20 protein-coding genes are annotated in these 24,328 nt (G+C 68.8%); 8 read left to right on the top strand and 12 right to left on the bottom strand.

Annotated features, from left to right (window positions below):
* Positions 1-243: 243 nt before the first annotated feature.
* The 3 genes from AC07FT_RS11505 (at position 244) to AC07FT_RS11495 (ending at position 3,195) form a co-directional block, all read left to right on the top strand.
* Complete coding sequence (locus tag AC07FT_RS11505; RefSeq protein WP_479175917.1) at positions 244-1,344, top strand: hypothetical protein; 1,101 nt, start codon at positions 244-246, stop codon at positions 1,342-1,344.
* A 240-nt stretch (positions 1,345-1,584) separates the two neighbouring features.
* Positions 1,585-2,199 (top strand): GNAT family N-acetyltransferase, encoded by a 615-nt coding sequence (locus tag AC07FT_RS11500; protein ID WP_479175915.1) that lies wholly within the window; start codon positions 1,585-1,587, stop codon positions 2,197-2,199.
* A gap of 261 nt (positions 2,200-2,460) precedes the next feature.
* The gene (locus tag AC07FT_RS11495) at positions 2,461-3,195 is read left to right on the top strand and encodes a dienelactone hydrolase family protein (protein WP_479175914.1); all 735 of its coding nucleotides are present in this window, start codon (positions 2,461-2,463) and stop codon (positions 3,193-3,195) included.
* A 200-nt stretch (positions 3,196-3,395) separates the two neighbouring features.
* Here the strand turns inward: AC07FT_RS11495 and AC07FT_RS11490 are convergent, their stop codons facing one another.
* The 4 genes from AC07FT_RS11490 to AC07FT_RS11475 all read right to left on the bottom strand — a co-directional run bounded on the left by AC07FT_RS11490 (position 3,396) and on the right by AC07FT_RS11475 (position 8,173).
* A complete protein-coding gene (locus AC07FT_RS11490; protein ID WP_479175912.1) occupies positions 3,396-4,598 on the bottom strand; it encodes an MFS transporter in 1,203 nt (400 codons plus the stop codon).
* A 297-nt stretch (positions 4,599-4,895) separates the two neighbouring features.
* The gene (locus AC07FT_RS11485) at positions 4,896-5,861 is read right to left on the bottom strand and encodes a phosphotransferase family protein (protein ID WP_479175910.1); all 966 of its coding nucleotides are present in this window, start codon (positions 5,859-5,861) and stop codon (positions 4,896-4,898) included.
* A gap of 91 nt (positions 5,862-5,952) precedes the next feature.
* Positions 5,953-7,368 (bottom strand): carboxylesterase/lipase family protein, encoded by a 1,416-nt coding sequence (locus AC07FT_RS11480; protein WP_479176208.1) that lies wholly within the window; start codon positions 7,366-7,368, stop codon positions 5,953-5,955.
* Positions 7,369-7,564: 196 nt separating this feature from the next.
* The gene (locus AC07FT_RS11475) at positions 7,565-8,173 is read right to left on the bottom strand and encodes a helix-turn-helix domain-containing protein (RefSeq protein WP_479175909.1); all 609 of its coding nucleotides are present in this window, start codon (positions 8,171-8,173) and stop codon (positions 7,565-7,567) included.
* A gap of 99 nt (positions 8,174-8,272) precedes the next feature.
* Between AC07FT_RS11475 and AC07FT_RS11470 the strand changes: the two genes are divergently transcribed.
* Both AC07FT_RS11470 and AC07FT_RS11465 read left to right on the top strand, forming a co-directional pair.
* Positions 8,273-8,899, top strand: coding sequence for a class I SAM-dependent methyltransferase (locus AC07FT_RS11470; RefSeq protein ID WP_479175907.1), 627 nt, complete (start codon positions 8,273-8,275; stop codon positions 8,897-8,899).
* A gap of 44 nt (positions 8,900-8,943) precedes the next feature.
* Positions 8,944-9,444 carry a DinB family protein gene (locus AC07FT_RS11465; protein ID WP_479175906.1) on the top strand — a complete coding sequence of 167 codons (501 nt, stop codon included), beginning with the start codon at positions 8,944-8,946 and terminating at the stop codon, positions 9,442-9,444.
* 55 nt (positions 9,445-9,499) lie between these two features.
* On the opposite strand, the gene AC07FT_RS11460 is transcribed toward AC07FT_RS11465, so the two are convergent.
* The 4 genes from AC07FT_RS11460 to AC07FT_RS11445 all read right to left on the bottom strand — a co-directional run bounded on the left by AC07FT_RS11460 (position 9,500) and on the right by AC07FT_RS11445 (position 15,683).
* Complete coding sequence (locus AC07FT_RS11460) at positions 9,500-10,069, bottom strand: DinB family protein (protein WP_479175904.1); 570 nt, start codon at positions 10,067-10,069, stop codon at positions 9,500-9,502.
* A gap of 67 nt (positions 10,070-10,136) precedes the next feature.
* A complete protein-coding gene (locus AC07FT_RS11455) occupies positions 10,137-10,787 on the bottom strand; it encodes an HAD family hydrolase (RefSeq protein ID WP_479176207.1) in 651 nt (216 codons plus the stop codon).
* A gap of 71 nt (positions 10,788-10,858) precedes the next feature.
* A complete protein-coding gene (locus AC07FT_RS11450; RefSeq protein ID WP_479175903.1) occupies positions 10,859-11,494 on the bottom strand; it encodes a TetR/AcrR family transcriptional regulator in 636 nt (211 codons plus the stop codon).
* Positions 11,495-11,672: 178 nt separating this feature from the next.
* Positions 11,673-15,683 carry a type I polyketide synthase gene (locus AC07FT_RS11445; protein ID WP_479175902.1) on the bottom strand — a complete coding sequence of 1,337 codons (4,011 nt, stop codon included), beginning with the start codon at positions 15,681-15,683 and terminating at the stop codon, positions 11,673-11,675.
* Between the two features lie 275 nt (positions 15,684-15,958).
* Between AC07FT_RS11445 and AC07FT_RS11440 the strand changes: the two genes are divergently transcribed.
* Positions 15,959-17,062 carry a hypothetical protein gene (locus tag AC07FT_RS11440; RefSeq protein WP_479175900.1) on the top strand — a complete coding sequence of 368 codons (1,104 nt, stop codon included), beginning with the start codon at positions 15,959-15,961 and terminating at the stop codon, positions 17,060-17,062.
* Here the strand turns inward: AC07FT_RS11440 and AC07FT_RS11435 are convergent.
* Positions 17,052-18,761 (bottom strand): FAD-dependent monooxygenase, encoded by a 1,710-nt coding sequence (locus AC07FT_RS11435; RefSeq protein WP_479175899.1) that lies wholly within the window; start codon positions 18,759-18,761, stop codon positions 17,052-17,054. The two genes, AC07FT_RS11440 and AC07FT_RS11435, sit on opposite strands and share 11 nt — an antisense overlap.
* A 3-nt stretch (positions 18,762-18,764) precedes the next feature.
* Positions 18,765-19,811 carry an NAD(P)-dependent alcohol dehydrogenase gene (locus tag AC07FT_RS11430; protein WP_479175898.1) on the bottom strand — a complete coding sequence of 349 codons (1,047 nt, stop codon included), beginning with the start codon at positions 19,809-19,811 and terminating at the stop codon, positions 18,765-18,767.
* 286 nt (positions 19,812-20,097) lie between these two features.
* On the opposite strand from AC07FT_RS11430, the gene aroC reads away from it, so the two are divergent.
* The gene (aroC, locus tag AC07FT_RS11425) at positions 20,098-21,282 is read left to right on the top strand and encodes a chorismate synthase (RefSeq protein WP_479175896.1); all 1,185 of its coding nucleotides are present in this window, start codon (positions 20,098-20,100) and stop codon (positions 21,280-21,282) included.
* A 58-nt stretch (positions 21,283-21,340) separates the two neighbouring features.
* Here the strand turns inward: aroC and AC07FT_RS11420 are convergent, their stop codons facing one another.
* Positions 21,341-22,738 carry an MFS transporter gene (locus AC07FT_RS11420; protein WP_479175895.1) on the bottom strand — a complete coding sequence of 466 codons (1,398 nt, stop codon included), beginning with the start codon at positions 22,736-22,738 and terminating at the stop codon, positions 21,341-21,343.
* Positions 22,739-22,949: 211 nt separating this feature from the next.
* On the opposite strand from AC07FT_RS11420, the gene AC07FT_RS11415 reads away from it, so the two are divergent.
* A complete protein-coding gene (locus AC07FT_RS11415) occupies positions 22,950-23,831 on the top strand; it encodes a helix-turn-helix transcriptional regulator (RefSeq protein WP_479175894.1) in 882 nt (293 codons plus the stop codon).
* Between the two features lie 23 nt (positions 23,832-23,854).
* Here the strand turns inward: AC07FT_RS11415 and AC07FT_RS11410 are convergent, their stop codons facing one another.
* Positions 23,855-24,325, bottom strand: a complete 471-nt coding sequence (locus AC07FT_RS11410) for an allene oxide cyclase barrel-like domain-containing protein (protein ID WP_479175892.1) — start codon at positions 24,323-24,325, stop codon at positions 23,855-23,857.
* Between the last annotated feature and the right edge of the window lie 3 nt (positions 24,326-24,328).

The raw sequence follows: 24,328 nt of genomic DNA, 5'->3' as shown, positions 1-24,328 counted from the left end.
ATCGCCCGACCGTGACCCCGGAGGGGAGCACCCATGTCGATACAGCGTTCACGGGTACCACCTCCTCGTTCTCTCGCACGGCCCTCGGGAGACTAGCAACGGTCACCGCGGTCCGCCAACGGGATTTTGTGGCGGCTCCGTGGCCGGATGCCACCTCATCACCGGTTGTCGGCCTTCTGTGTCATTATGCGGACGCGCCCCCGGGGAGTGGGCCGCGGTTGGCTGATTTTCAGGGGGTTGGGGATGAGTGCGGATACGGAGCCGAACGGCTCGTCCAGATCCGACGAGGAGTGGGAGCGGTTTCTGCGCGAGTCGGTGGCAGGTGCCGCCGACGCGCCCAAGGAGCCGTCGGCGCGGGCGCGCGAGGTGGCGGAGCGGCTGCGCGCGGAGCCCGCTCGCGAGCCGGACGGCTGGCGCAGCTACACGCCCGCACGGCCCAAGCGCCGCACGGGCTGGTACGTGGCCGGGCTGCTGCTCTCACTGGTGCTGATGGTGGTGGCGCTCGCGCCGGGGTGGACGGTGGACCTCCTCGCCGGCGACGACTCCGACTCCCCCACGTCGGCTGCCGAGACTGCCCGCCCGACCCAGGCACCCCCGGTGGAGGCGGCCCAACGCCCCACCATGAAAGAGCCGTTCCGTGGTTCACCGGCGGCGAGATGGGCGAGTGGAGCGGCGGGGATCACCGTACCGAAGGCCAGGGCGGTCGGCTGGATGAGCGCGGCCGAGGTCGAGCGGGCCCTCACTCGAAGCCGGGACTTCCTCGTCGCGTCCAGCCTGGACCGCGGGGTGTTGCGGGGCAAGCGCCCAGAGAAGGCCATCGCACTGATCAACCCCCACCAGAAGGACGTCCAGGGCCTCCTGAGAACCGCTTTCCGGACCCCGAGCGAGAAGAGTGATCCTCTCCTCCTCTTCAGCCGCTTCCAGCCCTCCCGTACCGACCTGGTCGGCGACGTCGTGAAGACCCGGGGCAGGCTCACCTACCGGGAGGGCAAACGCGGCGCGCTCCAGGTGACCGCCGATGTCACGTTCGTCTACCCGGTCACCCGCGCGAACGCGGGCGGCGACGACGAGATCGTGCGCACCATCGTCCGGCGCGAGCTGATCCTGAGCTGGGACGACCCTGACAAGGTGATCACCGAGCCGGGCACGTTCTCGATCGTCTCGTACAAGTACGACATGACCAACGGCGGCTGCGGCGCCCCCACGGGCTACTTCACCCCGCCCTTCGGCACGGACCGCCGGGCGGACGAGACCGGTACGGAGGTCGACCCGTATGACCGCAGCGAGCCGATCGTGCGGAACGAGTCCTCTGGGGACGGGTGCAGGCGGGCGACACGGTCCTAGTGGCCGCTACTGTCTCCCGGTGTGGTCGGCCACGGTGTTGCCCCGCCACCGCCACCGCCTCCGTGTCGTGGCGACGGTGGGGGCGCCGGCAAGGCGCTCGGCCTTCTCCAGGACCGTGTGCGGGATGCCCGCCGCCGCGGGTACTCGCTGACGTTGCCGTGGGTCTGGGGCGTGGTCGGGCACCGCAGGGCTCGGCAAAAGCGATCGACACCCCGGTCGCGATCGGTTTCGCTGGAAGGCATGCCAGAGCTGCGAACCGATCGTCTTCTGCTTCGCCCGTGGCGGGAGTCCGACCTCGAACCATGGGCGGCCATGAACGCCGACCCCGAAGTCCGGGAACACCTGGGAGATCTGCTGACACGGGAGCAGAGCGACGCCGCGGTGGCGCTCATGCACGCCGAGTTCGACGAGCGAGGCTTCGGGTGGTGGGCACTCGAAGCACGGGAGACCGGTGAGTTCGTCGGCCGTGCCGGACTGGACCTGATCGGCGAGGACATGCCGTTCCCCGGAGTGGACATCGGGTGGCGGTTGAAGCGTTCGGCGTGGGGTCGGGGGTACGCCACGGAGGCTGCCCTGGCCTGCCTGGTCTTCGGCTTCGAGACCCTCCGGTTGCCGCAGGTGATCGCGTCGACGACCGTCAACAACCTTCGCTCTCAGGCAGTGATGCGCCGGATCGGTATGACCCGGGACCCGGCCGACGACTTCGAGGATCCGAGCGTGCCCGAAGGACCGCTCCGCCGGTGTGTGCTGTACCGGATCACCGCAGAGATGTTCACGGCCCACACCACGCGGCGGACCACGACCCTCGGCATGGCCCCCTCACTCCACGAGCGGACGCCCCCGGCCCGTCGTTGACCACACACCCGTGTTTCGCGTGAGGTGTAGGCCGAGAAGACACGCTTTCTGGCGTTGAGTTGGCCGGGTGGGCTACGCTGCGCAACCATGACTACCGGGACGGCTTCACGCCACACACGGATTGGTGACCCGGTGCTCTTCTGAGCGCCGTAGCGGCCGGTGCAGGCTCGCTTTTCACGCGAGGATCTGTCGCCGCGGCTCGAGCTCCGCCCCTGTCGTGTTGATCACGGGTTCGACACATCAGACACGACAGGAGCATTCATGCCCATCAAGACACTGCAGATTCCGACCGCGGACGGTCAGGCCGACGCGTTCGCCGCCTTTCCCGACCACGGTGAGCGGCACCCAGGGGTACTGATGTACCCGGACGGCTTCGGTATCCGGCCCGTACTGCGGGAGCTGGCCCGTGAACTGGCCGGGCACGGGTACTACGTACTCGTCCCCAATATCTTCTACCGGGACGGCCGCGCACCGGTGGTCGAGCTTCCCGAGCACATCGGAGAAGAGGCCCGGCCCGCGGTCTTCGCCCGGCTGATGCCCTTGATCGAGGCGCACACCGCCGAACGTGCCCTGAGCGACGCCGACGCCTACCTCCGGTTCCTCACCACCCAGCCCGAGGTCGCCGCCGGTCCGGTCGCGGTGACCGGCTACTGCATAGGTGGCCTCCTGGCGATGCGTACCGCCGCGGCCCACCCCGGACCCGTGGCCGCGGTCGCCGCGTTCCACGGCCCCGTGGGCATCGATGGGCCCGACCTCTTCTCCGAACTCACCGCCCAGGTCCACCTCGGCCACGCCGAAGGCGACCTCACACCTGAAGCACTGGACGAACTCAACCGGGCTCTGGATGCCGCAGGTGTCAGCTACACCTCCGAGATCTACCCCGGCACCATCCACGGCTTCACCATGTCCGACACCGACGCCTTCAGCGCCTCCGGGCTGAAACACCACTGGGATCGCCTGATCCCGCTCCTGGACCGCACCCTGACCACCGGCTGAGGCCCCGGCGCGGCGCCCGACCCGGAATACACGGCTCCGGCGTCCTGGTGCCGCATCAGACACTGCTGACCCTGTTGTGACGTGCCGTCCGGTTGCCATGTTCGCCGGTGCCGGACGGCCACAACGATCGTGTGACTCAACGCGTGCGGGTGCGGCACGTCGACGACGACGGTGGGCAGAGGCTGCCGCGGATTGACGTTTCAGTTGGTGTTTCGCGACCCCTGGACTGCCGCTGTCAGGGCCATGAGTACCGCAGTGCAACCGCCGAGCACCATGACCGTGGAGGGAGAGGTCCGGTCCAGGGCCATTCCCCCCAGCAGCGCGCCGATGGAGATCGTGGCTTGGAAGGAAGCCGTGAACAGAACCGATGCGCCTTCGGGGACAGACGGCGCCGCCATGGAGAACCAGGTCTGCGATGCGACCGGCACCGCGCCGTAGCCGAGGCCCCACACGATCAGCAGGGCAACAGCACCGGCCTCCCGGTGGCCCACCATGGGAAGCAGAAGAGTCGCGGCTGCGATGAGTCCGGCCGCAAGTCCGAAGACGGTACGCGGATACCGTGCCACCCGAGCACCCCCGAGGAAGTTGCCGAGGATACCGGCAGCGCCGTAGATCAGCAGGAACATGGTGGTCAGGCCGTCGTCGGCATGAGTGACCTGTTCCAGGAACGGCGTCACATAGGTGTAGGTCCCGAAGTGGGCGAGCACGATCAGGAACGTCAGCAGGAGCGCGAAGCGGGTGTTGCTCCTGCGGAGCATGGCTCTGAGAACGCTCAACCGGGTGGCCTGGACGGGAGGCAGCGGGGGCACGACCAGGAGCAGCATGATCAGCACCCCGACCGTCAGCGCGCCCATGACCACGAATGCCGTACGCCACCCAGCGAGATCCCCGAGGAGGGTGCCGGCCGGTACCCCGAGGACGGATCCCAACGGGACGGCGGAGAAGATCACGGCGGTCGCCCTGCTGACGTAGGCCGGGGGCACCAGCCGTTCGGCCAGCCCAGCGCCTATCGACCAGAACCCACCGATCGTGATCCCCACCATGACCCGGGAGACCAGCACGAGCCAGTAGTCGGGTGCCGCGGCAGCAAGGAAATTCGCCAGGGCCAGCAGGAGCATGAAGACGCACAGCATCAGGCGACGGTCGATGCGTGCCGTGGCCAAGGTGACCAGAGGAGCCGAGACCGCCGCGAGGAAACCCGGCATGGTCATCATCAGCCCGGCCGCACCATCTGAGATGGTGAAACTGGAGCCGATCGAGGTCAGCAGCCCGATGGGCAGGATCTCAGTGGTGACAATGGCGAAGATTCCCAGCATCACCGAGACCACCGCCAGCCAGCCGGTCAGGGGCGATGGAGTCGGCAGAACTGTGCCGTCGACGGGGTTGGCAGTGGTGGGGGACATGAGCTCCGGCCTGTGATGAGTGATGAGCAGTGCGTTGGCGAACAGCTCAGCAGGCGGTGTCCCCGGTCGGCTGGCAGAACTGCGACAGCACCCTGACACTCCGAGGTTGATGTCGCATTCCTGCCGTGGAGTGAGCCGAGTTGTCCGTGGGTGATGAGGCAGCAGGCGAGTGTGGTGGTTGACGGGCCCTGCCGAGGTCCCGACGAAGCGCGGTTCGAACCTGCGCCGGGTGGCGGGCAGCTCCGGCGTGGCCCTGAAGGCCAAGGCCCCGGCCGGCGCCCCGGGACCGCCCTGGCTTCAGCCCAGGGCGTCCATCAGGGCGATGACATAGCCATCCAGCCGCTCCTCCACGGCTCGCGTCGTCAGCTCCGCCCTCCCCGCCTCCCGCCACGACCGTGCCACCAACCGCACTTCTTCCGAGAACGCCAGCCCGTCCCGCACCTGCCAGTACAGCCGCTCGCTCGCGGCCGCCGCCAGCACCCCGCCGGCCTCCTCATATGCCTCAGCGAACCGCAACCCCCACACCGGGCCGTGCAGCAGGGCGAGATTGGTGGAGCAGTGCGCCACATCGAGATCCGCCGGGCCCCAGGAAGTCGCTGCCCAGTCGACGACCCCGGTGATCCGGGCAACAGCCGACCCTGGGGACAGCGCATCGTCGAACAGCACGTTGCCGGGGTGGAAGTCCCGGTGCAGGAAGCGCCCTTCATGGACCGGCGCGGGCCTGCGGATCACGTCGATCGCCGCGGCCCATGCCGCCGCGTCGGCGCCCTTCGGAGTCACGACGGTGTCGGCGGTGCTCCATGCCGCATACTTCCGGGGCCGCTCGGTGGGTCGCAACGCGTGGATCGCCACGAGTTGACGGGCCAGCAGAGGGACGCGCGCCTCCAGTCCCTCATCGTCGAGAACCGTCCGGCCCGGCAGATGTGTCATGAGGAGCGATGGATACTCGCAATGCGCGGCGGTCGGATCAACGGCGACCAGTCCAGGAGCCGGCACGCCGGTCCCCGTGAGCAGGGTCAGGGCGCCGGCCTCCCTGCTCAGCCAGTCCTCGGCACACTCCATGGAGAACGGGTCGACGAAGGCCCGCAGCACCAGGTCACGGCTGCCTCCGTCCCGCGTGCCGAGGGTCAGCCTCCGCATCTCGGCGGTGATGCCCCCGTGCAGCGTCTCGGTTCTGACGATCCGTTCCCCGACCTCCAGGTGCCGGTTCACCCAGGCCAGTGTCAACGGTCGGATGGCTGCCGTCTCATCGCGGTCGGTCACCGCGCCACCTCATCATTCGAAACGACGCACGCACAACGGAAGGCCCCATCAGCGAGTCGGTGGATGGCGCGGTGGCCCTCGTTGTGAGGGGTCACCGGCCAAGGTCGGTGCGTGCCCAGATCTGTCGGGATGCTTCCAGCGGATAGGAGGCGTCGGCGGGCGGGAGGTCCCAGATTCTGGTGGTCGGCCGGTCCAGGCCGAAGCGTGGCCAGCCCGGTTCGCCGGTTGCCGCGAACGAGGTCCAGGCGGTTCGCAACTGTCCGGACAGCTCATCGAACCCGTCAGGCGGCGGTGAGCCCAGGAACCGGGACGCGTAGCGGCTGGTGGCGTTCCCGAAGACGAACGGGATGTCGACGCCGTGGGCCGCGCCCAGGGTGGGGCCTTGCCAGGTGAAGTCGTACAGCCAGGTGTGCCCGCCTGCGCGTGCGTGGGCCCTGGCGACCCGGGTGGTGGGCATCCGGACGAGCGCGTCGGACAGGATCTCCGTGAAGAGGTCGGTGTCGGTGAGTTCAGGGTGGACCTGGCGGTAGGCGGTTGCCGCCGCCTTGTCCAGGCCGACCGCCTCGGCGACCTGTTCCAGGTCGACCCCTCCGGGGGGTGGCGGGCCCATGCCCCGGAACTCCGCGTGGGTGAATCCGCAGACCAGGTCGACATCGCGGCCCGCGCCCCCGTCGAGGGCAGTCCAGGGCCGGCCGGTCACCAGCTCACCGTCGACAACGGGCCCGAACGCCGTGAAGCCGTCCTCGCGGGTGCGCAGTGGCGCGTCCTGGACTGCCAGGATCGCCTCCGGCGGCAGGCCGGCCAGCGCCTCCCACGTCGCCGGGACACCTGCGGCCCGTGCGATCGTGGCAGTGACCGTCTCCGCCTCGGCCCGGGTTCGGACCCCTGCCGGGATGCTCTGGGCGATCACACGCCGAAACAGCCCCCGCGCCGCGGGAGCCGCCATCAACAGGACAGCGGAGGCGGCGCCGGCCGACTGGCCGAAGACCGTCACATTGCCGCAGTCGCCACCGAAGGCGGCGATGTTGTCCCTCACCCACTCCAGAGCGGCGACCTGGTCGCGCAGCCCGCGGTTGTCAGGAACGCCGGGCAGATGTCCGAAGCCCTCGAAGCCGACCCGGTAGTTGAAGGTCACCACGACGACGCCCGATCCGGCGAGCACGGTGGCGTCGTAGTGGGGCATGCTCGCCGAGCCGTGCTTCCACAGCCCTCCGTGGAACCACACCATGACGGGCAGGCCCGCCCCACCGGGGTCAGGGGTCCAGACGTTCGCCGTGAGGCAGTCCAGTCCGTCGCCGGGCCGCCACATCGCCGGAGCACCGGGCGCCGGGGCCGACTGCGGGGGCACGGCCCCGAAGGCACGGGCATCGCGGATCCCGTCCCACACCGGAGCCGGCACTGGAGGCTGGAACCTCAGCCGCCCCTCAGGCGGAGCGGCGAAGGGCACCCCCTGGAAACACGCCACCCCGCCGCGGTCAGTGCCCCGAACCCGCCCGCCGGAGGTCATCACCACCGGACTCATACAGCCTCCTCGCACAAGCCGGTTTGCTCGCAGGGCTCTTCCGGCACGACGGACCGGCGCAATCCTACGGCGGGGAGCCAGCCGGGCCTGGCGTGTCTTCCCTCCGCACCGGTGCGCGGTGCGGCATGTGAGTGTCCTGCCGGATACGTGTCTCCCACGTCATGGAGATCCCCCTTCGAGTTCACCGGCGTCCCCCGGTCTGGTCGGAGCGATGAGGGTCGGTGCGCACGTGGGCACGCACCCCTTGCGGACCGAACAGGATGAGGAGCTCGACCACGCCGCCGTCGGCGCTGCCCAGCCAGTGGGGCGAGGACGTGTTGAATTCGGCCGCCTCACCTGGCGGCAGCGTCAGGTCGCGCTCACCGATCACGAGCCGCAGGTGTCCGTTGAGCACATAGAGCCATTCGAAGCCTTCGTGGGTCTGCGGGGTCGGCTCGAGTGGTTCCGACCGGGCGGGGATGATCATCTTGAACGCGTGCATCCCGCCCGGTCGCCGGGACAGGGGCACGAAGGTCATCCCGAACCGCCTGATCGGCTTGAGGTGGATCCGGGGGTCGCCGGTGCGCGGGGCACCGACGAGGTCGTCCAGCGGAACGTCGTAGATACGGGCCAGCGGCAGCAGCAGTTCCAGGCTCGGCCGGCGCTGCCCGCTCTCCAGCCGGGACAGGGTGCTCTCCGACACGCCGGTCGTCGACGCGAGGTCGGCCAGGGTGATGCCGCGGCCACGACGCAGCGCACGAAGCCGCGGTCCCACCGCGTCGAGCACGTCATCGTCCATCGTGCGATCCATCAGGCCATCTTGCCGGAACCGCAAGATTCCGTGCCAGGTCGTGGGATGCCTGGCAAGACTGTGCGCATCCGGACACCAATCCCGACACAAGGAGTCTCGATGAACACCACTGATGCGCTCGCGTTCTGGGACGGCGTCTACGCGGCGCGGCCGGCAGCCGACAACCCGCGGCCGAACGCACGCCTCACCGAGATGGTGGCGGGCCTGCCCTCCGGTGACGCGCTGGATCTCGGATGCGGTGACGGCGGCGACGCACTGTGGCTCGCCGGCCAGGGGTGGCAGGTCACCGCCACCGACATCTCGGCCGTGGCGGTCGAGCGGCTCGCCGTCCTCGCCCGCTCACACGGCCTGGGCGACCGCGTCACCACCGTGCGGGCCGACTTGCACACGTCGTTCCCGCCCGGCGCATTCGACCTGGTCTGCGCCCACTACCTGCACACCCCCTGTGCACTGGACCGGGCGACCGTACTGCGCTCGGCCGCGCACGCACTGCGCCCGGGCGGGCGGCTGCTGGTCGTCGACCACGGCTCGGCAGCACCGTGGTCGTGGAACCAGGACCCCGACACCCGATACCCGAGCCCGCAGGAGGTCGCCGCCGACATCGACCTGGCCCCGGAGACATGGACCGTCGAGCGGGCCGGCACACCCCGCCGGATCGCAACCGGACCGGACGGGCGCACCGCCGAAGTCACCGACCACGTTCTCCTCATCCGCCGCACCGCCTGACACGGTGGCAGCAACCGCCCCCCGACGAAGAGAGGCGACCACAGTTGCCCAGCACCACGCGCCGCGACCGCCGCGGCGACACCCCACCGCCCCGGACCGGCAACAGCGAGATCGAGGTCCTGCGTGGATTCCTCGACCATCTCAGGGCCTCGGTCGCCGCGAAGGTCGACGGGACACCCGAACCACGGGTGCGCACCGCCGCGGTACCGTCGGGCACCAATCTGCTCGGCCTGCTGAACCACCTGACGTTCGTCGAGCGCTCGATGTTCCTCGGGGACGACGTCACCGACTGGCAGGCGACGTTCCAGGCCGCACCGGCGGACAGCGTGGCCGACGTCCTCGCCCGCTACCGGGACGCGGTCACACGGGCGAACGACGTTCTCGACGGGTGCACCGATCTCGGCGCACCCGTCCCCCGACCGAGGCCGGACCGTCCCGCTCCCAGCGTCCGCTGGGCACTCACCCATATGATCGAGGAGACCGGCCGACACGCGGGCCACGCGGACATCCTCCGCGAACTCGTCGACGGCACGACCGGCCGCTGATCCTCCTTCTCCAGGACGGGAGACGGGTACACATCACCTCGGCGTCACCGGAGAGTCATATGCGGCGCGGTACGGCTCCGTCCTGCCAGCGGTAGAGGTCGCGCAGCAGGGAAATCTCGGCGCCATGATGGATCAGTTCCCTGTTGACGTGCAGGACGATGCCCTCCATGGGACGCCGCTCAGGACCCACCGCGGGCGGATTCTCCAGGTCAGCGTCCGAGAGCCGACGGACCCCCGCGTTCCATCTCCCATACACCTCATCGAGCTGTTTCAGCGCCTCGTCAGCGGTCCCCGCGTAGGCGAATGTCTCGGAGTCGACGTCCTGGCCGCCGAAGTGCCATCCGACCCGATAGCCCAGGCAGGAGACGATGATGTGCGCCAGCCGCCAGGCGATCGTGGTCACCGGCGCCGGCGTCGGCACCGTGTCGGGGGACGCGGAGTCCATCGTCCATTCCCCCGAACCCTCCGACATCGGTGCGGCCGACGTGCCACGTGGGCGGATACTCCAGCAGCCGCGCACCGGCTCCCAGAGGTACTCCTCATCGGTAAGACCCTCGAGCCGCGGCCGCAGGTTCTTGCGCCAGTACCAGTCCAACTGCTCCGCGAGTCGCTCGCTTCTTGTCATTTCCGCACACTACAGAGAACGGAGTCCTGGCTGTGCCCCGCTCGCACGCCGTCGCGCGGAGAGATGGCTACCGTTCGGCTATGAGGCCGGGCAACTGGCGCATGTCATGGAAGACGACGGTGTCACGGCCCTCGATGCGTTCGGCCGGGGTCAGTCCGCCGGCGTACCCGAAGGCTCGCATGCCCGCGGCGCGGGCAGCCTGGACACCTGGCCGGCTGTCCTCGATCACCACGCAGGCTTCGGGATCGACGCCCATCTGCTGAGCGGCGTGCAAGAACAGGTCGGGGGCGGGTTTGCCGCGAGAGACTTCGGTTGCGCTGTAGATGCGGCCTGCGAAGTGTTCGTAGAGCCCGGTACGGCCCAGGGTGTGCCGCATCTTGTCGTGGGAGCCGCTGGAGGCGACGCATGTCGGCAGAGTGATCGCGTCGAGTGCTTCCGGCAAGCCGTCCACGGGAGCAAGTCCTGTGTCCACGGCCTCGCGGTGCAGTTGCTCGAACCTCTTCGACCAGAGCGCGGCCGTCTCCGGGCCGAGCTGAGCAGCGACCTGCTCGTGGATGGCGGCGTGCGAGCGTCCGATGAACCGGTCCACGACCTCGTCCTCGGTCAGCGGCCAACCCAACTCGGCTCCGAGGGTGACCTGAACACGCGCGGCGATGCGCTCGCTGTCGACCAACACGCCGTCGCAGTCGAAGATGACGAGTTCAATGGGCTTGATCATCCCGGCAGCATAGACGGCGGTGCTCACGCGACGGTGATGTCCTCCGCGGCGTTCGGCCAAAGCGCGGTTGTCTATTCAGCAGGTGGCGTCGTCGCCGGGGCCATGCCCTCCAGGAGGAGCCGCAGTATCTGCTGGAGTTCTTCGGCGAGCGATGGACTGGTCGCGTCGGCTGGTTGGCTGGCCCATCGGTAGAGGGCTCCGAGATAGACGTCGCGCAGGACGTTGCCGACTCCGCTCGGCGACATTCCCGGGCGCAGCTCACCCCGGTGCACACCACCGTCAATGATCTTTCCGAACACTTCCGCGACATACGGCTCCTCAAGGATCGGCCGCCCTGCCTTGACCCAGGCCGTGAGCATGGCCGCCGTGAGCTGCGGTTCCTCGTCGTTGATGCGGACGAGGATCGCCATGCACTCCTTCAGCTGCGTGATCGAGCTCGGTGTGAACGTGTCGGATGCGCCGATACCAGTCACAAGCGCGGCACGTCTCCTTTCCCCCCACGCGCTGATGATGTCTTCCTTGCGCTGGAAGTAGTTGAAGAACGTCCCGCGTGCCACATCAGCCCGCTCCGCGATCTCACCGATGGAAGTCTGGTCGTACCCCTTCTCCAGGAAGAGCTCGAGCGCCGCGGAGTAGAGGCGTTCCCTGACTCGCTGTTTGTTGCGTTCCCGGCGGCTGACCGGCGGCGGCGTTGCGCGCACGTCCATTCCGTCCCTCCCCATTGCTGAGCTTGTGAAGCTGAGGGCTGCGGCTCCGCCGGGAGCGATGCTGCCTATCTCCGTGACGCTCTCATCGGGCCAACCTCCAACTTTTTATACCACAGTGCAAGTTTGGTTGGGTGCTTGTGCCACCGAAGTCCGACAGGAACGGACACGAAACCCGACATCAGGTCACGTGATGTGGCCCCGCGCGCTTGGCCGGTTCGGGATCCGAGTGCTGCGCGGCGAGACTCTCCCTCAGGGTGGCCAGGCTCTCCTGGCTCAGCAGACGTCCGGCGGGGACGTCGATGCCGTCGCTCTGGCGCAGGCGTTGACGGAGCTGGGATGCCATGAGGGAGTCGAGTCCGAGGTCACGTAACGACCTCCGCTCGTCGATTTCCGACTGCGGCATGCCCAGCAGCCTCGCGGAGTGTTCGAGCAGTGCTGCCGAGGCGTCTCCCGGCTGGGGAGGTGGGGAAGAAGTGGGCTCCGTAGTCGCCGCCTCGGGGGCGCCGGTACGCGTCGTGCCTGATGTGTCTGCCCGGTCGGTGGCGGGAGCCGTGGCGGAACGCAGCAGGGCGGTGAGGAGTCCGCCCACAAGAGGCTGGGTGACCTTCTTGACCACGTCGGCCACCGGTGCCACGTACCGTTCGGTCAGTGCCGACACACGGGTGAACACGGAGGTCAGTGGTGCGCTCGTCCCGGCCCGCCGAGCGAGGCTCTGCATGCGGATCCCGGAGAATCGCGCCAGGGGGCGTTGGTCCGAGGAGAGCAGGACGACGTCTGCCAGCAGTGAGCCGTCACCGCTGCCGGCCCGTACGGTGCTCAGACTCCAGAACTCCGACTCCGGCTCGCCGTAGAACCGGACCGCGTCGATGGCGACAGGGACGTAGGTGTTGTCATCGGCGGACACCCCTTCCGGTCTCGCCGCCAGAAGCGGCAGCAGTCCCGCTTCCCACCCGACTCGGGGCAACGGCTTCCCCAGCCGGATCCGGGCCACGGCCTCGCCTTTCCCTCGCCACAGGTGCTCGATGACCCGGAAGGGCTCACGGATGTCGTATCCGTGACGCTCGGCGAGCGACAAGTAGCCCTGGGCGCTCACGTAGTTGCGGCACCGTGCGAGTGCCGCATCGAGCACGCCCGAGGCGTCCGGAACGGCATCCGCGGTGTCTCTCCTGACGCCCCGTCCGGAAGCACAGAAGACCGTGGCGGAGGAGTCCCGGAGAGCGGCTCGCACCGTCACGTCGTGGGCCTGTCCCGCACCTTCGTGGTGCTCGCGCAGGGCTACGTGGAGGATGGTGTCCCTGGCCGTTTCGGCGGGTACGGGCTCGTCGCCCAGCATCACGTCGCGCAGCTCGAACGCCGCGGAGCGATCGGCCTCTTGCACTGTTTCCAGCATCGCCGAGAGATAGACGACGGGGGGCACGGGAGTGAACCCGTGGACTGCTATGCCGTCACCCCAGTCAGCGGTCTCGCTCCACGACGCCAGATCGATGTGCCGAAGTCGGGCGTCACCGGATCGATGTGCGGCCACGGGGCCGGCCGACTCGCGCCGGAACGGCACCACGTCCCAGGAGTAGGTGGGAAGCGACGGCACATGCCGCGGGGCGTGGCCGCCGTACCAGCGTTTCCAGTCGAGTCGCCCACCGTGGACGAAGAGCCGGCCGGCCGCCCGTGCCAGCTCGGTGGGCTCGTCGGACATACGGTGCAGCGACGCCACCGCGGCGGCATCACCATCCGACGTGTCGTCAAGAGCGGCGAGGAGGACCGGGTGCGGACTCACCTCGAGCAGGACGCTCTCTTCCGCGCGGACCACTTTCCGCACCGTGTCGGCGAACCGGACGGGCCGGCGCAGGTTGTCCATCCAGTAGGCGGCGTCCAGCTCCTGGCCGCCGACCTCGGTGCCGGACACGGTGGAGAGCATTCCCTTCGTGGAGGGCCGCGGGGAGAGCTCGGCCAGCTCGTGGAGCAGGTCGTCCCGCAGGGCGTCCATCTGTGGCGAATGCGAGGCCACGTTCACCTTCACGGGACGGCAGAGGATGTCACTCTCCTCCAGTTCGGCCCGCAGGGTGTCGAGGGCGACCGGATCGCCCGTGAGCACGGTGGTGGTGGGCGCGTTCTCCGCCGCTATACAGATGGCTCGGCCGTGGCCCTCGATGTGCTGCCGCGCCTGGGCGGCCGACAGCTCGACCACCAGCATCGCGCCCTGCCCCGCCGTGCGCTGCATCAGCCGGCTGCGGCGGCAGATCACCGCGGCCGCGTCCTCGACCGACAGGGCGCCGCTGACATGGGCGGCGGCGACCTCTCCCATGCTGTGCCCCAGGCACATATCCGGTTCCACGCCGCGTTCGCGCCAGGCGGCGGCGAGGGCCACCTGCACTGCCCACAGAACGGGCTGGACAACGCTCACATCGGTGGGGAGATCGGAGTCGTCGGACATCAGACGGTCCAGGACCGACCAGCCGAGTTCCCTGTGCACGACCTGGTCACACGCGTCCAACGTGGCCCGGAACGCGTGCGAAGAGCGATACAGCGTGCGGCTCATGCCCTCCCACTGGGACCCCTGACCCGAGAAGACGAAGACGACGCGCTTGTCCCCCGACAGGCCCGCCTCCGCGATGCCGCCGTCGGGAAGGGTCTCTCCGTCGGCGAGGGCCAGCAGCCGCTGCGCCAGGGAGTCGTGGTCGTCGCCCACGACCCACAGCCGCTGAGGATGGGCATCGCGTCCCATGGCCGCGGCGGAGCAGATGTCGCCCAGCCGGTGATGACGCCCGGGACCCGAGGGCCCGAGGTAGTCCGCGTAGTCCCGTGCCAGGCGGCGGAGTGAGTCGGTCGTTCGCGCGCTGAGTACCAGGAGATGGGGGCCGGTGTCCGTGGCGGTGAGGTGGGCCGTGGGCATGGGCTCGGGAGTGTGCGTGCCGACAACGACGTGCGCGTTCGTCCCGGACAGCCCCAAGGAGGTGACACCGAGCAGGGCGCCGGAACCGGCCGTGTCCAATGGTTGGTTCCGGGTCACCACACGCACCGGGAAGTCGTCCTGCGCGAGCAGTTCATGTGCCCTGTCGAGGTGCAGCGACGCGGGAATGACACCGTGCTGGAGAATGAGCACGGTCTTGATCAGTCCGGCGATACCGGCCGCGGCCTCGGGGTGTCCGAGGTTGGTCTTGACCGACCCGGTGAGCAACGGCCGGTCCGACGTCCGGCCCAGGCCCGCGGTCTCCGCGAGCGCGCGGAGTTCCACCTCGTCTCCGATGTGCGTTCCCGTGCCGTGTGCCTCGATGTAGTCGAGTTCGGAGGGCTTGACGCCGGCGCCGGCACAGGCCCGGCGCACGGCTTCGGCCTGGCCCTCCACCGAGGGGCGCACCAGCAGTCCGCTCGCCGCGCCGTCGTTGGATATCGCGCTGCCGAGCAGCACGGCGCGTACGGGGTCGCCGTCCCTGAGCGCGTCGTCCAGCCGTTTGAGCACGACCGCGCCCACCCCTTCGCTGCGGACGAAGCCGTCGGCGCGAGCGTCCGCGAACCGGCAGGATCCGCTGGGTGAGAGCATGCCGCCCTGGGAGTAGGCGATGGAGTCGTGCGCGGACATGATGACGTTGACTCCGGCGGCGATGCACAGGTCACTCTCGCCGGTCAGCAGACTCTGTCGCGCGGTGTGCACGGCCACCAGGGATGAGGAGCACGCGGTGTCCAGCACCACGCTGGGCCCGCGCAGATCGAGGGCGTGGGAGACCCGGCCGGCCGTCACCGAACGCAGCCGACTGGCGACCATGCCGCGGACATCGGGGTCGTGGGCTCGGGGGGCGGTCTCCGCGTACTCCGCCGTCGCCTGTCCGACGAACACACCGCCCTGGCTTCCCGCGAGCAGCGAGGGGCGTATCCCCGCCGACTCCAGGGCTTCCCACACGACGTGCAGCAGCAGTCGTTGTTGCGGATCCATCTCGCGTGCTTCCACCGGTGAGACACCGAAGAACGCCGCGTCGAAGCCGAAGGGATCGGTGAGGAAGCCACCGTGTCGGGACACCGTTCGGCCAGGGGTCATGGGGGTGGGGTCGTAACAGTCGCCGATGTCGAAGCGGTCGCGCGGTACCGGGACCACGGTGCCGGTGTTGGCCAAGAGCACGTCCCACAGTTCGTCGACGCTCTCGGCTCCGGGTAACCGGCACCCCATGCCGACGATCGCGACAGGTGTGTAAGGCATCAGTTCTGCTACGCACACGGACGACTCCAAATGGGTGTGTGGGGTGAGTCGGTGATCGTTAAAGAGGGATGCAAAAATACACCGCGGAACATTTTTTGCCTGAAGCCCGACTATCTCTTTAGGGAGATTTGACTTACACAGGCGCTTGTACAGACCTTTGGGGATTTGCGTCGCGCACTCGAGTCAAAGTCTGTACTTGCGTCCATACATGACTGCGTGTCTATTCTTGCGTCGGAGTCGCCAGAGTAGGTTCGGGGCGAGTATGGGAGAAGGCTGTGGACCTCGGTCACATCATTCCGTTGATCAGCGATGAGGAACTGACGGCTTACCAGTTCCTCGTCACCAAGGGCGGAGCCACCCTGGAGGGGCTGTCGAGGAGCCTTGGGTGGGGCGCGGGACACGCGCAGGGCGTGCTGTCCCGATTGAAGAGGATGCGGTTGGCGCGCCACGACACGGACGGGTACGGCGCCTGGACCGCGGTGCACCCGGAAACGATCAGACTGCAGTACGCCAAGCCTCTCTCGGGTGCCCTCGACGCGTGGCAGACACAACTCAACGAGATCCGCGAGCAGCTCGACATGATCTCGGGGCTCTGCGCCGACGACGCGGAGAACGTCGGCGTCAGCCCGGTGGTCACGGTCGAGGGCGCGTCGGACATCCGCGACATGGTGGCGAACTACGCGGCACGGTGCGCGGAGGAGCTGTTCGCGGTGCAGCCGCTGGGGCGGGGAGTGTCCGCGATCGCCCAGGACGTGGCCTGCCGGGACACCGGGCTGGTGAACCCGGCGGTCAACGTACGGGTACTGCTCCCGCACTTATCACGCTACGACGCGGAGGTGCGCAACTGCGTGGAGCACGTCCTGGCAGCGGGAGGCGAGGTCCGGACCGCCGCGGCGACCCTGCCCGCCCTCATCGTCTTCGACCGCTCGGTTGCCATCCTGCTGGACGGCGCGGACACCGGAAGGGCCCACATCGTCAGGCACGGAGCGCTGGTGGAGTTCATCGTGCACATGGTGGTGAGCGCCTGGGCAACCAGTGTGGCCTTCCGGCCGACCGGCGGGAACAACAGAATCCCCGAGTGCCTCACCCAGGAGACAAAGAGCGCGATCCTCCAACTCCTGGCCGCCGGCTACAAGGATGAGGTCGTGGCCAGACGGCTGGGCATCGGAGTGCGCACCTGCCGGAAGTACATCGCTGAGATGTTCGGCGACCTGGGAGCGCAAAGCCGCTTCCAGGCCGGCTGGATCATGCGCGACCACATGCTCTCGTCCGGCTTCGGCCAGGACGCGGAACACCGCGGCGCCGCACTGCACCGACAGGAAGCCGATGAGCGTTGCCGCAGCCGATCCGGATGCGACAACGCTCCCGTCAGCGGGTGAGGGCGTGGCTGAGGGCCGCCGTGAGGGCACCCTCGATGTCGTCCGCAGCTGTCTTGGCACGCCAGGTCACCACGGCATCAGGACGGATCAGCGTGGCCCCGTCCGCCGCTATGCCGTAGCGACGGCACCAGAGGTCGTCACTATCGGCATAGCGGTCGCCGATCCGATGCGCGGCCAGGGTGACCCCCAGCTTGCGGGCGACCCTTTCCGCGGCGGCGACCCAGCCGGGCGCCTCGCGACCGGCCAGCAGCACGAAGCCCTGACCGAACAGGTCATGGGTGGAGATCTCCCCCGGGCCATCCGTGAGGGCGACGTGCGGGGCGCGCCCTCCAGGCCGTCCGGTGGGGTGCCACGGATCCTCCTGCACACTGCCGTCGTCGTCGGCCTCCGCGCCTATCGCCGGAGAACGGTAGCGGAAGCCGAGGAACTCCTTGGGCGTGGGAATGGGGGCATCGGGATCGGCCGGGTTGTAGCTGGCGGGCACCCGGCCCTCCGAGACCTTGGCGAGCTCGACCTCGCGCTTGAGCGTGAGGTCGATGACAGGGCGCCGTTCGATCTCATACATGTCCAGCAGGTCGGGCCCGGCCTGCCCGGTGAGCACCAGCGCCAGCCGCCAGGACAGATCGTAGGCGTCCTGGATGGCGAGGTTGCCGCCCTGGCCGCCGTTGGGTGGGCAGGCGTGCGCGGCGTCGCCCGCCAGGAAGACCCGGCCTTCGCGGAAGCGGTCCGCCATCTTGTGGTTGATGGGAAAGAAGCGGGCGTTGACAAAGGTGATGTCGATGTCCGGATCGCCGATCGCCCGGCGGATCCGGTCCACACACCGCTGCTCCGTGAAGTCCTCCGGTGTCTCACCGCGCTCGGGGAAGTAGTCGACCCACAGGGTGTGCCGCTCGGAGCCGTCCAGGATGAAGCTGCATCCGCTGCCGGGCATGCCGATGACCTCGACCGCGCCCTCCACGTACCGTGTCAGATCGGCTTCGAAGGTGATGACGTACATATGGCCGATCACTCCGCTGCCCTGGACACCGATCCCGACCATGTGCCGCGTGGGGCTCATGTTTCCGTCGGCTGCCACCAGGTAGTCCGCCTCGGCCACATACTCACGACCGGTGGATGCCTCGCGCAGCGTCGCGGTGACCTTCTCGTCGTCCTGGACAAGAGAGATCATCTCGGTACCCAGGCGCAGGTCCGCGCCGGCTTCCTCCGCGCTGGTGCGGAGGATCTCCTCGACCCGTGCCTGAGAGATCCAGGCGAGCGGCGGCACCGACGAGAGCTCTTGCGGGTCGGGCTCCAGCGGTGGGTCGAGATAACGTCGCTCGGGGTCGGACAGAGACATGCCGTGGCTCATCCGCGGCCACTGTGCGTCGGCGATGGCGGCGCGGATGCGCTCTGCCACACCTGGCAGGGTATTGAGCAGTTCCTGGGAACGTGTATTGAGACCCCATGCCTTCGGCAGCGTGGAGATGGCCGTCCGCCGCTCCACCAGAACGGGGCGTACACCGCGCGCTGCCAGGCTCAGCGCGGTGGTGAGCCCGGTATAGGCGCCACCGACGACGAGGACGGGAACCCGCTCTACTGACATGGCATCTGCCTCCGTAACTTCTTTCGTGCGAAGTCGGGTCCGGCGTGAACAGCTTTCTTCCTTAGTGCCGGAAAACGACAGGAAGTGGTCCGGGAATCGCTCTTCGGGTGATCCCATGGGTCAGGCCATGGTGAGCGTGGCGATATCGATGACGTACCGGTAACGGACGTCCGACAAATTTTCCCAGGCTTCTGATACCTGGGCCGCCGAGATCTTCTCGACCGCCGCGGTGATCTGGTGCGTCGCACAGAAGTCGAGCATGTCCTGCGTCTCGCGTATTCCTCCTATCGAGGATCCGGCGATACAACGACGGGCACCCAGAAGCGAGAACACGTTGTACGACGCGACCGGATCGCCCGGTGCGCCCACGTTGACGAGAGTGCCTCCGAGGCCGAGCAGTCCCAGATACGCATCCACGTCCACCCGCGCCGGCACCGTGTTGATGAGCAGGTCGAAATACCCCTCGAGTCCGGCGAGGTCCGCGCTCGCGCGGGTGTCCACGAACCGGGCGGCGCCGAAGCCCAGGGCGTCTGCCTTCTTGTCCGGTGACCGGCCGAGCAGCGTGACCTCGGCTCCCATCGCCGCGGCGATCTTGATGCCGAGGTGTCCGAGCCCGCCCATGCCGATCACACCGACCCGCTTGCCCGGTCCCGCCCGCCACTTCCGGAGCGGCGAGTAGACCGTGACGCCCGCGCACAGCAGCGGGGCGGCGCTGTCGAGGTCCAGCGCTTCGGGGATGTGGAGAACGAAGGACTCCGCGACGACGATGGACTGGCTGTAGCCGCCCAAGGTCACTTCCCCGTCGTGGTCAAGGGCGGAGTAGGTCTTGACGAAGCCCTCGGTGCAGTACTGCTCCTCGCCCGACCTGCAGGGAGCACACTTTCCACAGGAGTCGACCATGCAGCCCACCCCTACGCGGTCGCCGACCGAGAACGCGGTGACGGAAGGGCCCACTTCCGATACCACCCCGGTCATCTCGTGTCCGGGTACGAGAGGGAAGAACGTCCCACCCCAGTCGTCATGACCGAAGTGCAGATCGGTGTGACAGACCCCGCAGAACCTGATGTCGATGCGGACATCATCATCGCGCAACGGGCGGCGCTCGATCTCGGTCAGTGTGAAAGACGCTCCTTTGGCGGGCAGCGACAGTGCGACGGTACTGGGCATGATGATCCCCCATCTCTTATTGCGTGCACCGGAGAACACGTCAACTGAAGCGGAAATCCCGCATGAATCACAGGGGTTCCTCGTCGCAGCGGCGTGCAGAAACCTGTAGTGCAGGTTGTTGCACCTCATGGGCCGCGCATATGCGGCTAGTGTCACAGTCGCATACATGGAGATCGGTCAACTATCCCGGACTCAGTGCCTGGTAATGGAGACACCGCATTCACAGATGCTTGCTCGGTTGTCCTGCGATCCGCGGGACAACGGCAAGGATGGCGAAGGAGCACCCTTGAGCAGGTTGCGCTGGCTGACCGCCGGGGAATCGCATGGCCCCGCACTCGTCGCGACATTGGAGGGACTTCCCGCCGGTGTCCCGATCACCACGGAGAGGGTGGCGGACCACCTGGTACGGCGACGCCTCGGCCATGGACGCGGGGCACGGATGACGTTCGAGCGTGACGAGGTGACCTTCCTCGGCGGTGTCCGGCACGGGCTGACGCTCGGTTCCCCCGTGACGGTCATGGTGGGCAACACCGAGTGGCCGAAGTGGGAGCAGGTCATGGCGGCCGACCCGGTCGGCCCTGAGGTGCTCAGGGGCCTCGCGCGCAACGCTCCGCTGACCCGGCCGCGCCCGGGCCACGCCGACCTCGCGGGCATGCAGAAGTACGGCTTCGACGAGGCCCGGCCGATCCTGGAGCGGGCCTCCGCCCGTGAGACGGCCGCCCGTGTCGCGCTGGGCGCCATCGCCCGGTCGTACCTCGAGGAGACCGCGGGGATCGAGATCGTCTCGCACGTCGTGGAGCTGGCCGGGGCGAAGGCGCCACACGGGGTGTATCCCAAGCCCTCCGATGTGGAGAAGCTGGACGCCGACCCGGTGCGCTGCCTGGACTCCGGCGCGAGCGAGGCGATGGTGGCCGAGATCGACCAGGCCCACCGGGACGGCGACACGCTCGGCGGTGTTGTCGAGGTGCTGGCCTACGGGGTGCCGGTGGGCCTCGGCTCGCATGTGCACTGGGACCGGCGGCTGGACGCCCGGCTGGCGGCGGCCCTCATGGGCATCCAGGCCATCAAGGGCGTCGAGGTCGGCGACGGTTTCGAGCTGGCGCGGGTGCCGGGGACCCAGGCGCACGACGAGATCCTCGCCACCGAGGACGGCATCCGGCGCGCCTCCGGCCGCTCCGGCGGCACCGAGGGCGGGCTGACCACCGGTGAGCTGCTGCGCGTCCGCGCCGCGATGAAGCCGATCGCGACCGTGCCGCGCGCCCTGGCCACCATCGACATCACCACCGGTGAGACCACCACGGCACACCACCAGCGCTCCGACGTGTGCGCGGTCCCGGCGGCGGGGATCGTCGCCGAGGCGATGGTCGCGCTGGTCCTGGCGGACGCGGTCGCGGAGAAGTTCGGCGGCGACAGCGGGCCGGAGACCCGGCGCAACGTCACGTCGTACCTCGCCAACCTGCGAGTCCGGTGAGCGGCGCGTGTCGCGGGGCGGCGGCAGTACTCGGATGGCCCGTCGCTCGTTCACGTTCTCATTTCCGCGGCAACAGCGCCGTCGCACCCACAGCGTTGGCCAACAGCAGGCAGGTGGTGATCAGAAGACTCTCGCGCATGCCCGTGGCGAAGTTTCCCGCCAGGAGTGCGCCGAAGACAGCGATGCTCAGCGCTCCGCCCATCTGCCTGCTGGTGTTGAGCAGCGCTGCCGCGGTACCGGCCCGTTCCGCGGCGACACTGTCGAGCATCAGGGACGTCAGCGCCGGCATCGCGAGGGATCCGCCGATGCCCAGCGGGATCATCAGCAGGGCCGTGACCCACGGCGGCGTGCCGGTGTCGACGGCGATGAGGCTGCCGCTGCCCGATGCGCCGGTCACCAGCCCTGCGACGACCACCGCCCGCGGGCCGTAGCGGGTGACCAGTCGCGGGGAGAGGTAGTTGAAGTTGGCGGTGATCGCCGCCATGGGTACGAACATCAGCCCGGCTGAGAACGCCGACTGCCCCCGCTGCTCCTGGAAGAAGAGGCTCAGCACGAACACCCCACCGTAGAAAGCGGCGTTGAGGGCGAAGCCCGCGACGACCGGCACACTGACCCCGCGCAGCCGGAACAGCTCCAGTGGCAGCATCGGCATGCGCCGTCGTGCCTCGACGGCCACGAAGCAGGACCCGGCCACGACCGCGAGTCCGATCGCGACCAGCACGGTGACGGTGAACCCGTCGTGCCCGCCCTCGATGACGGCGAAGGTCAGCGAGGCCAGCGCCAGCACAGCCGTCAGCTGCCCCGGCAGGTCGAACACGGCAGGATGGCGTGGCGAACGTCCCGCTCGGGTCAGCATCAGGACACTGGCCAGCCCGGCGGGCACATTGAGGAAGAACACGGCGCGCCAGTTCCACTCCGTGGTGAGGAGCCCGCCCAGGACCGGCCCCGCGGCGATCGCCACCGCACCGCCGACCGTCCACAGAGCGATGCCTCGCGCCCGCGCCTGCGGGTCCGGGAAAGCTTGTCGGATCAGCGCCAGCGAGGCGGGCACCATCACCGCCGCCGCGCTCCCCTGCACCACCCGCGCCGCTGTCAGCGCCCCGAGCGTCGGCGCCGCCCCACAGGCCAGCGAGGCCAGGACGAAGAGCCCGAGCCCCCAGCCGTACGCGCGCCGCGCGCCCACCGCGTCCGAGAGCGCGCCGGCCGAGAGCATCAGGGCCGCGAACATCAGGGTGTAACTGTCGGCGACCCACTGGAGCCCGGACAAGGAACCGCCCAGGTCCCGGCCTACGGCGGGCAGCGCGACGTTGACGCCGGAGACGTCCAGTGTGATCACGAAGAAGCCGAGGACGGCGGCGACCAGAGCCGCCGTGGCGGAGCCCGTACCCCCTGACTCGTCCCGGGAGACCGCGGCCTCTTCGGCGGCGGTGTCTGTCTCGGACTGCTGCACGCCCATCGTGCACTACTCCTCACTGCACCGCCCCTGCCGGGCGCGGCATCGGATACGGGCAACGGATTCGAATGCGGACATCGGATCTTGATCACGACGTGGAAGGCCAGCGTGGCCGGTGCGCGCGGCCGCTGACAGGCCGAAGCGTTAGGGGCACCAGCGTTCCTGGCCCTGATAGGGCCCCTCTGAACGGGTGACTTCCGGGAACAATGGAGGGATGAGTGAAGGTACGGAACTCGGTCGCTTCCTTCGTGCTCGCCGCGCGCGGATTCATCCGCAGGACGTGGGTCTGCCCGTGGGCACGGGTCTTCGACGTACCCCGGGACTGCGCCGTGAGGAGCTGGCGACACTGGCCGGAGTCAGCGTCGACTACTACACGCGGCTGGAGCGGGGCCGGGAGACCAGACCTTCACCTGCCGTCGTCACCGCCCTCGGCGAGGCGCTCCGGCTCTCCGCCGACGCGACGCGCCGGTTACAGGAACTGGTGGCGCTCGCCGCTGGCCAGACACCCACCCCGTCCACGGGGCCCGCGCGCGCGGTGCGGGAATCGGTCCGCAACCTGCTGGAGACTCTGCGTCCCGCACCCGCGTACGTCGTCAGCCGTGCCAACGACCTGCTGGCCGCCAACAGGCCGGGGCTGCGTCTCTTCCCGGGCATCACCGACTGGCCGCGGGAGCGCCGCAACCTCACCCGCTATATGTTCCTGCACCCGACGGCCCGGACGCTGTACCGCGACTGGGAGAAGATGGCCGCGCACAGCGCGGCCCACCTGCGTGCGATCGCGGGCGCGGATCCGGACGAGCCGGAGCTGGTCCGGCTCGTCGGTGAACTGGTCCTGAAGAACCCCGAGTTCGCCCGGCTGTGGGAGCGGTACGACGTGCAGGCGCGTGGTGGCGGCCAGAAGCATTTCCAGCACCCGGAGGTCGGTGCGATGTGCCTGGACTTCGAGGTGATGGCGATCTTCCGCACCGACGGGCAGCGCCTGGTCACCTATCAGGCGACGCCCGGCACCCCGGACTACGACGCGATGCTGCTGCTGGACATGGCCAGTCCCCAGGAAGCTGAACTCACCGGACACCCGGAGCTGGGCGAGAGGTAGTTCCCGGGCAGAGCCGGGCAGAGTCACCTGTCCAGCGTGATGCGGTAGGTCTCGTGCGGTGTCTGGATGTCATTGCAGGTCAACTCGCCGGTGGCACCGCGGTAGGCGCCCGTGCCACCGGTGACGGCCATCCGGACCGTATCGGTGCCCTTGATCCACAACGACTGCGCGGTGAGCTGTCCGTCCGGCAGCTGGACGGACAGCACGCAGTTGGTGGTGATCTTCTCGCCGACCAGCTTGGTCACCTGGCAGGAACTGCCGTCCTCCCCGACCTGCTTCCCGTTCTGGAACAGCTTGTCGGAGTAGACGAACTCGTCCCCGACACTCAAGCCGCGTGCGCCGACATCCGTATGCACCACTCCGTCGTTCCCGATCTCCAGATCGATGACCCGCTGGGACGTGGCCTGCGCGGGGAAGGCGAACACCGCGGCTATGCCCAGGGCCAGCACGCCGGTTCCCGCCAGGCCGGACAGGCGGGTCTTCTTGTTGATCATGGG

The organism is Streptomyces sp. NPDC045899, from assembly GCF_056431485.1.
Note: the sequence above shows the minus strand (reverse complement) of the source record. Positions and strands in the feature narration are given on the sequence as shown.

Excerpts from the sequence above, each read along its gene's own strand:
- AC07FT_RS11505 (WP_479175917.1), top strand. The coding sequence starts at position 244 with ATGAGTGCGGATACGGAGCCGAACGGCTCGTCCAGATCCGACGAGGAG.
- AC07FT_RS11500 (WP_479175915.1), top strand. The coding sequence starts at position 1,585 with ATGCCAGAGCTGCGAACCGATCGTCTTCTGCTTCGCCCGTGGCGGGAG.
- AC07FT_RS11495 (WP_479175914.1), top strand. The coding sequence starts at position 2,461 with ATGCCCATCAAGACACTGCAGATTCCGACCGCGGACGGTCAGGCCGAC.
- AC07FT_RS11490 (WP_479175912.1), bottom strand. The coding sequence starts at position 4,598 with ATGTCCCCCACCACTGCCAACCCCGTCGACGGCACAGTTCTGCCGACT.
- AC07FT_RS11480 (WP_479176208.1), bottom strand. The coding sequence starts at position 7,368 with ATGACCTCCGGCGGGCGGGTTCGGGGCACTGACCGCGGCGGGGTGGCG.
- AC07FT_RS11475 (WP_479175909.1), bottom strand. The coding sequence starts at position 8,173 with ATGGATCGCACGATGGACGATGACGTGCTCGACGCGGTGGGACCGCGG.
- AC07FT_RS11470 (WP_479175907.1), top strand. The coding sequence starts at position 8,273 with ATGAACACCACTGATGCGCTCGCGTTCTGGGACGGCGTCTACGCGGCG.
- AC07FT_RS11460 (WP_479175904.1), bottom strand. The coding sequence starts at position 10,069 with ATGACAAGAAGCGAGCGACTCGCGGAGCAGTTGGACTGGTACTGGCGC.
- AC07FT_RS11455 (WP_479176207.1), bottom strand. The coding sequence starts at position 10,787 with ATGATCAAGCCCATTGAACTCGTCATCTTCGACTGCGACGGCGTGTTG.
- AC07FT_RS11450 (WP_479175903.1), bottom strand. The coding sequence starts at position 11,494 with ATGGACGTGCGCGCAACGCCGCCGCCGGTCAGCCGCCGGGAACGCAAC.
- AC07FT_RS11445 (WP_479175902.1), bottom strand. The coding sequence starts at position 15,683 with ATGCCTTACACACCTGTCGCGATCGTCGGCATGGGGTGCCGGTTACCC.
- AC07FT_RS11435 (WP_479175899.1), bottom strand. The coding sequence starts at position 18,761 with ATGGGATCACCCGAAGAGCGATTCCCGGACCACTTCCTGTCGTTTTCC.
- AC07FT_RS11430 (WP_479175898.1), bottom strand. The coding sequence starts at position 19,811 with ATGCCCAGTACCGTCGCACTGTCGCTGCCCGCCAAAGGAGCGTCTTTC.
- AC07FT_RS11420 (WP_479175895.1), bottom strand. The coding sequence starts at position 22,738 with ATGGGCGTGCAGCAGTCCGAGACAGACACCGCCGCCGAAGAGGCCGCG.
- AC07FT_RS11415 (WP_479175894.1), top strand. The coding sequence starts at position 22,950 with ATGAGTGAAGGTACGGAACTCGGTCGCTTCCTTCGTGCTCGCCGCGCG.
- AC07FT_RS11410 (WP_479175892.1), bottom strand. The coding sequence starts at position 24,325 with ATGATCAACAAGAAGACCCGCCTGTCCGGCCTGGCGGGAACCGGCGTG.